Source organism: Marinobacter manganoxydans MnI7-9 (assembly GCF_000235625.1).
Lineage (GTDB): Bacteria > Pseudomonadota > Gammaproteobacteria > Pseudomonadales > Oleiphilaceae > Marinobacter > Marinobacter manganoxydans.
Genome location: NZ_AGTR01000030.1, coordinates 1 through 10,175, shown reverse-complemented (window position 1 = coordinate 10,175; position 10,175 = coordinate 1). Strand labels below are relative to the sequence as shown.

The following is a 10,175-nucleotide window of genomic DNA, read 5'->3' as shown; positions in this document are numbered from 1 at the left end:
TGACACATAGGGGTAATCTGGGGTTATGGAGATTTGCTTGTCACCATATAACAAGGCGCAGCAGTTCGCGGTCGATGGCTGCCGGACGCCCTTCACATGGCTCCCTCGTTGCCATTTCAAGGTCGCTGCTGTGTTTAGTGTTAGGTGTTGTTGAGGGCTACCTATGGAACCACGTGAAGGTGACGACTCGGTCGATAGAATAATGCTGTTCTTCGCCAATTGGTCAAGGCCGATTGTCGAGGAGTGGTTTAAGTTAATGCAATGGCTGCTGGTTATGGCGGTACTGGCCTTTTTGTCGAAGCAGTCTGAGCAATTTGTATTTACAATTCTTCTGGGACTCTCAGTAATAGCACTGTGGTGCTACCTCATGTTCGGTTATCTCAAGCTTTGGCATGAGTTTATTTGGGCGCGTTTTCATAACGGCTATGGCGATTCGTTGGCAAGCCTGCTTAAGCGGTTCAGCTTCTGGGGAGTTGGCGCTGTCGCGATTTCTTTGATTGCTGGGTTGGCATTGGAACTAGCCTTTCTATTCGGCACAGAAGCAGCCCGGATACTTTATAGAACATGAGAAAACACCTGAATCAGTGACTTTGCAGGCGAATATACCCCGCAAATCGCCATCGGCGCTAACGGGAGCCATCAATTGTCGAAAAATAGGTTGCGAGTGCCTGAAACGCGCAGCCTGAAGTCGACCAGAGACCAGGATTTGGCTGCTTTTTGATCAAACCATGGTCGTTAGGCAATAGCGGATTGCCCCGGTATGGTTTCCCGGGTGGTTTTAAGATGATGCGGTCACTGCCGAACGAGCCTATCCGGAGGCGGCGATTCCTTCGTAGAGGTCGCGGTAAACGGCAAAGCCCGGACAGTGTCGACCAAAGCGCAGAACCCACTGTCGGCCACTGTGTACCAGACGACAGGCCATGGTCATCAGCTCCTGCATCACGGTTCTCAGGCGGCGGCGTTTAGCCGGGTGGCGCACTGGCGCATCCGGGCCAGTCAGTCTCAGGCCCATCCAGCGCAGCACGTTATATCCCAGTGTTGCGAAGGCCATGACCAGGTTGTTGGTGTCGAACTTGCCGGACGGCAGGCGCTCCAGATCCAGGTCGGTTTTGAACTCGCTGTGGAATTGCTCACTGGTGGCGTGATCGCTGTAAAACGCCATGATTTGTTGTTCATCGGCCACCTCGGCTGGCAAGGAGGTAATCCAGCCTTCAAGACTGACCTCCGGCTCCAGATACAGCTGGCCACCGGCATCGCTGGTGCGCACCGTGACTTTAACGATCTGGCGCAACCCGGGCTCGTCCGACAGGTTTTCCGATAAAACCGCCTCCATCTTGCCGTTGCGGTCCAGCATCCAGGCTTTCTGAGCCTGGGCCTTCTCCGCCCAGGCCAGGGGATCCTGCTTGCGGGGATTCCACTTGATCAGGAAGTCGACCTGCTTCTGCTCGCGCAGAAAGTCGCGATTGTCACGGGCATCGTGTGCGCTGTCCAGGCGCAGCAGGATGGGCTTGTCCGTCAGTGCCCGGGCCCGGGGTAAAACCCGCTTGAGGGTATCGAGAAACCCATTATTGGCGTGCTGGCTGCCAGGGCGCAGTTCGCAGCCCAGGCACCAGCCTTCCTGGCCCAGATAGGCCGCTATCGGTGCGTAGCCGTCGTAGCCCTTGTAGGTGTAGCTGACACCCTCTTTGCGGGTCTGGCTGTTGTCCATGGGAAAGACGTCCATATCCAGGACAACGTGACCCATCGCCAGAGGTGATACCGGGGCTTCGATGGACTGAAGAAACTCAACGCTGGCATCATCCAAAAGCGGCGTCAGGGCTCGGGCATCTTCATCAAACCGTTGCCGCAAGCGGGCTGACGATGGCGACTGCTTGATGCCCATGGCGGTTTTGAAGAATGGATCCGTGCGTACCGGCTCGACCGCCTCGAAGTCACTCTTGCCCAGCGTGATCAGGCCAAGGTAGGTGCGGATCAGCTCGATGTTTGGAATGCCGTGGCGCTTGACGACCGTGCGAGCGGTTTTGATCAGCGACGTGTGCCGGTTCAGACAATGGCCTATCAAGGCCAGTCCGCCATGGGGTGTATAGACTTCGGTTCGGGATTGCTGGAGAGTGAAAGTACGCATGAGCCAAATGCACTGACTGGGTGAATGGATGTCAGGTGCCATTATATCGCTTAAGGCTCTGTTATTGCAGGCTTTAAGCGCAGTTTTAGCCGATTGAAGTCACTGATTCAGGAAACACCTAACCAATGAACCAAGCCGAACAATTTCCGTTGCCGCGCCAACTCGGCGGCTTATCCACGGCTTTAAATGTCGGCCATGATCCTATGAAGTATCTGCATGAGTTTTTAGTCGCAGTCGGGATTGGTTTGTTGGCCTATGGCTTTAATCAGCCATGGTCTGCCTATGACGCGGCGGAAGTGAAAAGAATAGAGTTCATGGCTGATACTGAGAAATTTGCCTATGCGTACTCAGAGTTTGCTCGTCGGGTGAATGAACAGATTGCGTTGCATAGATCCTGCATTGAACAGGGCCAGGACTGTGATGAGGAAGAAACCAAAGAAAAGATGAGAAATTTAGATCCGGCCGCGACCGAGTGGGGAAATAAAGCAAATTTGCTCAAGGTCGAGAATCAAAAGGCAATGCGGCTCGCCATGCATTATCAGAAAATGAAGACAATCTGGCTTACAGTTGGCGTACTGAGCTGCTTATTAGGAATGGTTGTTCTTGGATTCGGGCTGCGGGGCGTTCTCCGCGCACAGTCGCAAAGATAACTTGGCAGCCCACTGGACGCCAAAAACATACCGTTTTTGGTTCCCTCCGCTGGCAATCCAGGGCCGGTTACCTTGTAAACATCCCTGTTTCAGTCGCACCATCTGAGTGTTCGTTTTGCGACCAGGGCACGCTTCCGTGACATAAAACACAAACAGGCATGCTACGTTCGAGGCTAAAGATCTTGCATTCGTATCAGCCAACTTCTTCTAAGCGCTTGATAGTATCTGGATATCTTCCTGCCATCTTGATCAGCAACGTTGCTTGCTTGTTAGGCTCTGCTCTGCCTTGTTCCCAGTTTCTTAGTGTTCCTTCTGCAACACGCAGGTGCCTCGCAAACACAGTTTGAGACATGTTTAGTTTCTTGCGAATTGCAACCAACTCAACTGTCGATATGGATTCGACAGGATTTTCTTCCACCTTGTGACGGCGTAGAGTCATTTTCCCTTCACGTTCTCTCTCAAGAGAGTCAAAACCCTCTACGAGTTCGTCGAACAGACTTCTTTTTTTCATCTTTACCTCCTCGCTGCTCTTTTTCACTCTTCAATAGAACAGCCAATCTCTGTTTCTGCTTGGGGGTCAAGTCAGAAACTTCGCCTTTCCCGTATACGGTAAATAAAAGAAACTCCTTTTCTCCTGACCACCAGTAATAGATGACGCGTATTCCGCCCCTCTTACCCTTTCCTTTATTGGAGTCTTTGAAGCGAATTTTTCGAAGTCCGCCGGTTCCTTGGATAACGTCTCCAGCTTCAGGGTCTTTCATCAGCTCTTGCTGGAAATCAGCGTATGTTCTGTCATCCATATATTCTTCACGGTGAGCTTCAAAAGGCGGAAGCTCTACGAAAACTGCGTCCATACCTATCCTTCGGAAACCTTCAGTAAACTATACGCAATCTGCGTACATTTTGTGAAAGACCTAATAGTTATAAGAGTTGAGATTTAAGAAATCCATGAAGAGAATTTAGCACAGACGGGAACGAACATTCGCGTAACAAAATCCCAGAGGCCACCTCATGTGCCTTTCTGACTCGGTGATCCGAGTGTTCGCTTTGCGACCGTAGCAGCTTAAACAAAAGCGAACGTTCGCTCTCTCAGAACTTCAGTCTATCCTGAACCCCCGTTCAGTCAACGCATGTTTGTTCGCGCGGGTAGTACTGCATTAGGCCTAAAAAGTTTTTAAAATAAAAAACGGAATTGGATATATTTTTAGTATAGCTTCGTTATATCGAACTCCTCCATGAATATTTTAAGGAAATCAATTGCATTTCTTTTTATTCTTGGTTTCTGAACATCCTTCTCTAAACTGATAGCGACTTTTCTGTACCAATCGTAACGTTTTTTTATCTCTTCCGTTGTTGGGATTTTTTCGTGTATTTGTTCATAGGTCTGACTGACTATCGAGGTAATAAGTATCGCCGCATCACGAGGAGGGAGACCTAGTTTGATTCCTGCTGTGACGCCGCACGCACGGGCGTTGCTGGGCCAGAGTGCTGCTGACACAAATTCCCCATAAAAAGAATCCTGAATATTAAGTGCTCGGTGCAAGATTAAGGTTAGATTATTATCTATTTCTCTCATGTAACTCACTGGGTCTCGAAGGCTGCTTCTATTTTTGTCCTCTAGGTTCGAGTTCTTAAGCGGAGAATCCTCAGCAAGTGATTGGACAGTATTTAAATACTCGCAATTACTCTTCGGTGGCAACTGTGCGCCGAAAGTAAAATGATTTGTAAGATCTTTAATTAGACCCGAAACTTCATTCACCGACAGAGAAACTTGTTCCCCAGAGAATTTTTGACGATCTAAGCATGCGTCTGAATCGGCTCTGCCAGACAGGAGCCGATTCCAAATTGACTCGTCTTCAACGACATTAGTGAGCCATCCCAGAGTGATTAAAAGTCTGGATTCCAGCTTCATTCGTGAAATCGAATTCCCTAAACTCTTTACAACAAGTTCATTGCAGCTGAGTAGTTCGAGAACTCTATATGTATCCTCTTCTCCAAGCATAGAAATTAAAGCTTCATATACCCGCTTTTGGTCACCTCCAATGGGGCTGATCTTAAAATGAGATTGTTTTGAGGAATCGGACGTCTTCTTTCTTTCTGCTGGGTCCGGGGACTTAGCTTGATCATTCGCGAATACGAACCTAGCCGATGGGGCCATGCGTTCGAAATTTTTCAGTACGAAATCGGATAGGCCAGGTTTGATTGAGTCAACTAATTCTCGCTCCTCCTCTAGAATAATTCCCCAAATTGCGGTCTCCACCGCTGTGTTTACGTAGCTGCCGGACCTCAAGTCTGTCATGTAGGCTCGAATAGCCTGACCCAAGACCGCAAACCGGACTCCATTTTCAGCAAAAATTCGATTTGCTTCTGCACCCTCCGGATTTGCCGTGTTGAACGAAATCGCTTTTTTCCTACCATTTTCGATGAGAATACCCATCTTCTTTCCATAGGCAGCAATAAAGGGGCCAGAGTATTCGGCAAGCATTTTCTTCTCTTGATCTAGGTACTGTCGTATTTCGTTTATTGAAGTGGACCCCGAAATTTGGACAGGTGCCTAAGCTCTGATTCATCATCTCCACAAGGAGGAGAATCATGAGCAAGAAACGCAAGCAATATAGCGCATCATTCAAGTCCAAAGTCGCCCTGGCCGCACTCAAAGGTGACCAGACCACATCCGAAATTGCCGCCCGATTCCAGATCCATCCAACCATGGTCAGCACCTGGAAGCGCGAACTGCTGGAGAATGCCCCGGACCTCTTCGAAGGCAAGAAAAAGTCCGGCAAGCAGCCCAACGAGCCCAGCTCTGACGAGCTTTATCGCGAGATCGGCCGACTGACGGTGGAACGCGATTTTTTGTCGCGCAAGCTCGATCAGTAAACCGTCAACGCCGGTTGGCGATGATCGAGCGAGGTCATCCCCAAGTCAGCCTTGTGCGCCAGTGCGAGCTGCTCAAACTGAGCCGCTCATCGGTGTACTACATCCCTCGTGAACAGTGTCAGGAGGATCTGGATCTGATGTACTTGATTGACCAGCAGCACCTGGAAACGCCGTACTATGGCTCTCGTAAGATGCGTGTCCACCTGGAACGCAAAGGCCACCTGATAAACCGCAAGCGGGTTCAGCGCCTGATGCGCACTATGGGCATTCAGGCGGTGTATCCACGGCCCAGGACCAGCATTCCGGGCGATGGGCACAAGGTTTATCCGTACCTGCTCAAAGGGTTGAAAATCGATCGCCCAAACCAGGTGTGGGCAACTGACATTTCGTATGTGCCGCTGGCTCGGGGCTTCATGTATCTGGTCGCCATCATCGACTGGTACAGCCGTAAAGTGCTGTCCTGGCGGGTCTCCAACACCATGGATACCGATTTCTGTATCGATGCCCTGGAAGAAGCCCTACAACGCCACGGAACGCCAGAAATCTTCAACACTGACCAGGGTGCCCAGTTCACCAGTGAAGCCTTCACAGGCGCTCTCAAAGAACATGGCATCCGGATCAGCATGGACGGCAAGGGCTGCTACCATGACAACATCTTCGTGGAACGGCTCTGGCGCAGCGTCAAACACGAGTGCGTCTACCTCACAGCCTTCGAGGATGGACAACACTTAAAGCAGGCGCTCCACCGGTACTTCCGGCATTACAATCAGACCCGGTACCACCAAACCCTTGATTACCAAACGCCCGATGAGGTGTACTACGGGCAACCCATAGCCTTGGCCGCCTGAGCCAGGGAAACAACTGGATCATAGCTTAGGGACACCATCAGGTTGTCCAACTGATTGGGTCCACCTCATATCTCGTGCTCGTAAGACTTAAAGACGTTAAACCAAGCCATCGGTTGCCCCATCGGTCCATGTTTCACCGAAGCTTAGCAGAACCTTAATTTCTCACTCACCCCTTTGTGCTCCCGTTTCTATTGAGACATTTGTAGGAAGTGATCGGATTTGCCTTCCAAGGCTTGACTCATGTCGCTTCTCAATAGGGAGCTCGTGAACTTTCGCTTTGCGACCTCCTAAGCCTCTCGCAATTTCTTAAACAAAAGCGAAGATTAGAAATCCCTTTTCAAAGAGCCACGCTTTCATTGGAAAGCGGACCTTTTGTAGATGCCGAAATGGGCTATTTAGGGCAGCCTGAATAGTGCTCCAAAGCGCACATTGCCCAATTTAACGCCCGCAGAATACGCGGCTTAGGAGTAGAGGCGAAGCCGCAATGGAAAAGTCTTCGCTGTGCCGCCGATTGTTAAACGAGATTACCATCGAGGTCTAAGACAATAATTTGTCAGTGATCGTGATTTGGCATAATTCATTTTTAGGTGAGTTATGGTGATTTCTGGTGTATGGAAGCAGGTTGAAGGGGTGGCGTATCCTGTTGGTTGATCACCGCGACGATCACAACCAACAGAGGAATGATACGCCATGTCCAAGTCTAACCTGCATGCTCTTTCACAACCAGAGGTAGCCGGCAACGATCCCTTGCACGAGTTAATCCGTCAGGGTGCCCGTGATCTGATTGCACAGGCTGTCGAGACGGAGCTGGAGAGCCTGTTGAAGCAGTGCGCAGACGTCAAGACACCGGATGGCCGCCGTGCTGTGGTGCGCAATGGGCACCTTCCCAAACGCACTGTTCAGACCGGCGTCGGCGACGTAGAAGTCCAGGTTCCCAAAGTCCGGGACCGCAGTGGCTCTGGCATTCGCTTCAACAGCCACCTGCTGCCACCCTACCTGAAGCGTGCCCGGAGTCTGGAGGAACTGATTCCCTGGCTCTACCTGCGGGGCGTCTCCTCCGGTGACTTCCAGGAGGCCCTGAGCGCGCTGGTCGGCGAGCAGGCCAACGGGTTGTCGGCGAACACGGTCTCCCGGCTCAAGGCGAAGTGGCTGGATGAGCACAAGGACTGGCAGCGCCGGGACTTGAGCCAGAAACGCTATGTGTACTGGTGGGCCGACGGCGTGTACAGCAACGTCCGGCTGGACGATCGACTCTGTCTGCTGGTAATCATCGGCGTGACTGAGCATGGCCACAAGGAATTGGTGGCTGTCGAGGATGGCCACCGGGAGTCCGAGGCCAGTTGGCGAGAGCTGCTCACGGACTTGCGGGAACGTGGTCTGGAGCCGTCGCCCAGGCTGGCTGTGGGTGACGGCGCACTGGGCTTCTGGAAGGCTCTGAGCAAAGTGTTTCCGGACACCCGGCACCAGCGGTGCTGGGTGCACAAGACGGCCAATGTGCTGGACAAGCTGCCCAAGTCGGTGCAACCGAAGGTGAAGTCAGCCTTGCATGAGATCTACCTGGCAGAGACTCGTGACAGCGCCCACAAGGCGTTTGACAGCGCTTTGCGGCGGTTCCGGGACAAGTACCCGAAGGCCATGGAAAACCTGGAGAAGGACCGGGATGAGCTGCTGGCCTTCTACGATTTCCCGGCGATTCACTGGATTCACTTACGGACCACCAATCCGATTGAATCCACCTTCGCCACAGTACGGCTGAGAACCAAGCGGAGCCGGTCTTGTGGCAATCGCGACACCACGTTATCGATGGTGTTCAAGTTGCTCCAATCCGCCCAGAAACGCTGGAAGCGGATCAAGGGGTTCAACCAACTGAAGCTGGTCGTGGACAACGTGCAGTTTCAGGATGGAATACCGGTGGAGGATCAATCTGACAGGAGCGCTGCCTGATGGTCATACACCAGATTTGACAATAACTCTTTTTAGGTTTTAATAAGACTAGTTACAAAGTATTCGGTTAGCTACGTTTTTTGGATTTCACTAATTTCCCAATGAGCTTTTCTGCCACAAAACCGCCCCCTAGTCTTATCATTTCTCTTGGAATAACTTGATTTTTACTTTTTTCTCGGAACGAAATAAAATCGACTTTCTCCTGTCGAATCCGAATTGACTCGACAGTAAGAGGTGCATGAGAAGCAGTAAAGCTGAACGTTCCCTCTATTTCACCATTCTTCTCGGTGTACTCACTCAACTTAATCGCCTGAGGCGCTGGAAGACTATTCCAACTTCTTGAGAACAGTTTTCCAAAAAAGTCGCTTAGCTTGTACTTTTCGCCATCGGGGGAAAGGCCAACAAAACTGACCGCCCTATATAGAATTGCTGTTTTCTCGTCTATCTCATACTTTACGATGCTATCGGTTGTATTTTGATAATGAGCTTTGGCGAATATTTCTCCTATGTCTTGCTGAGAAAAATTGTCCAACGAATATCCGACTTCAACCTCTGAACCAGAGCTGTTCGCCACTAAGACGATAGCTCTTTCTGCTTGCTTTACCTCCGTTATCAGCACATAATCATCTAGCCAAATTATATTTTGAGAAAGTATCATTGTGCAGATTTTTTCAAATGCCACTCTCCGTTCTTTGAACTGATTATTTGTTATTGCCTTAAGATGGTAAAGAAAAGAACCTTTGTACTTAAAATTGATTTTGAGACTAGCATTTCCCTCAGGTAAACCGCCGCGCCCCTTTACCCCTCCGTAAAACGAAACACCATATTTTCTTTCAAACACAGCCGTATCTTTTCTTTCGCTTTCAATTGAAAGGGATCCTATCCGGCTTTTTATATTTCCATCTCTAATAAAAATGAAATCTTTTATAGCGCCATAATCTCCTACAGCCACTGGATTGTCAGGAGTCCAATTAGCAAAGTAACCATTAGTTACTGCGCTTATATTCTTCTGCAATTTCCTGATAAATTTCATATCCGTCCTGTGGGCGCTAAATAAAGTTTAAATCGATAAAATTTACAGCACCTATTGCAGCAAATCACGCACTAGACCGACAGCCTTTCTCCGTACATTCCGTTCGTCGATACGCTCGGCGATATCGATGCCGGTGCCTAGGGGGCTGCCAATTAACTTATAGAGCCAGAACCGTGTTTTTTTCTTCTTCAGAGCAGTTCGCGAAACAGCGACCTCATAATCTCGAATTTTGTCATGGGCTTGAGAAAGGATGTCGCTTGCAAGACTTCGATCTGAAATCTCGTTTATGTTCGCTATCTCTGCAAAAGCTTCTGACAAGAAGATTCGCAATTCATCAATAGCTTCCTCGTTCGACAGAGCGGAAACAAAGTCGCTTGAACGATCTGAACTATAGATTGGAAGCCCAAGTCGTAGCGTCAGATTGGCGTTTTCGAGAAATCTCGTGTACGAACGGCGAACGGCGTTATCGTTCACAGACATCCAATACTGATACGCTTCCAGTGCAGCATCTGAATCTAGAAAGAAGTCGGCATCTAGGTTCGAGGCAAGGAAGTTCATCTCATCAATTTTGTCGAGGTATGAATTAATAGCTCTGTTGGGCTCGTCCCACCGCTCTTCGAACTTCCCGTATCGATGTTTTTCCTGGTTGAGCCTCGGTCCATGCCTAAACTCAAGTGCTGGCCGTATTGAATAGAAAT

Annotated in this window: 10 protein-coding genes; 4 read left to right on the top strand and 6 right to left on the bottom strand. The window is 50.0% G+C overall.

The genetic code is table 11. The features are described 5' to 3' along the window. Positions 1-163 precede the first annotated feature (163 nt). Complete coding sequence (locus tag KYE_RS08160; RefSeq protein ID WP_008172230.1) at positions 164-568, top strand: hypothetical protein; 405 nt, start codon at positions 164-166, stop codon at positions 566-568. Positions 569-808: 240 nt separating this feature from the next. On the opposite strand, the gene KYE_RS08155 is transcribed toward KYE_RS08160, so the two are convergent. Beyond that, on the bottom strand, positions 809-2,125 hold the full coding sequence (locus KYE_RS08155) for an IS1380 family transposase (protein ID WP_008172228.1): 1,317 nt from the start codon (positions 2,123-2,125) through the stop codon (positions 809-811). 125 nt (positions 2,126-2,250) lie between these two features. Here KYE_RS08155 and KYE_RS08150 point away from each other — a divergent pair, with 125 nt between their 5' ends. After that, complete coding sequence (locus KYE_RS08150; protein WP_008172227.1) at positions 2,251-2,775, top strand: hypothetical protein; 525 nt, start codon at positions 2,251-2,253, stop codon at positions 2,773-2,775. Positions 2,776-2,968: 193 nt separating this feature from the next. Here KYE_RS08150 and KYE_RS21090 read toward each other — a convergent pair whose 3' ends face one another. The 3 genes from KYE_RS21090 to KYE_RS08140 all read right to left on the bottom strand — a co-directional run bounded on the left by KYE_RS21090 (position 2,969) and on the right by KYE_RS08140 (position 5,260). Then, the gene (locus tag KYE_RS21090; protein WP_008172226.1) at positions 2,969-3,286 is read right to left on the bottom strand and encodes a helix-turn-helix domain-containing protein; all 318 of its coding nucleotides are present in this window, start codon (positions 3,284-3,286) and stop codon (positions 2,969-2,971) included. Beyond that, the gene (locus KYE_RS08145) at positions 3,243-3,629 is read right to left on the bottom strand and encodes a hypothetical protein (protein WP_008172225.1); all 387 of its coding nucleotides are present in this window, start codon (positions 3,627-3,629) and stop codon (positions 3,243-3,245) included. Before KYE_RS08145 ends, KYE_RS21090 begins: the two co-directional genes overlap by 44 nt. Positions 3,630-3,979: 350 nt before the next feature. After that, complete coding sequence (locus KYE_RS08140; protein WP_008172224.1) at positions 3,980-5,260, bottom strand: hypothetical protein; 1,281 nt, start codon at positions 5,258-5,260, stop codon at positions 3,980-3,982. 107 nt (positions 5,261-5,367) lie between these two features. Between KYE_RS08140 and KYE_RS08130 the strand changes: the two genes are divergently transcribed. Both KYE_RS08130 and KYE_RS08125 read left to right on the top strand, forming a co-directional pair. After that, a protein-coding gene (locus tag KYE_RS08130; protein ID WP_085986437.1) for an IS3 family transposase occupies positions 5,368-6,500 on the top strand; the annotation gives its coding sequence in 2 pieces (ribosomal slippage) (positions 5,368-5,638 and positions 5,638-6,500; 1,134 coding nt in all). A gap of 690 nt (positions 6,501-7,190) precedes the next feature. Further along, positions 7,191-8,444 carry an IS256 family transposase gene (locus KYE_RS08125; RefSeq protein WP_008172221.1) on the top strand — a complete coding sequence of 418 codons (1,254 nt, stop codon included), beginning with the start codon at positions 7,191-7,193 and terminating at the stop codon, positions 8,442-8,444. A gap of 67 nt (positions 8,445-8,511) precedes the next feature. Here the strand turns inward: KYE_RS08125 and KYE_RS08120 are convergent, their stop codons facing one another. After that, a complete protein-coding gene (locus KYE_RS08120; protein WP_008172220.1) occupies positions 8,512-9,477 on the bottom strand; it encodes a hypothetical protein in 966 nt (321 codons plus the stop codon). Positions 9,478-9,528: 51 nt separating this feature from the next. After that, positions 9,529-10,175, bottom strand: a 647-nt coding sequence (locus KYE_RS21555; protein WP_008172219.1) for a hypothetical protein, incomplete at its 5' end; no start/stop codon positions are given.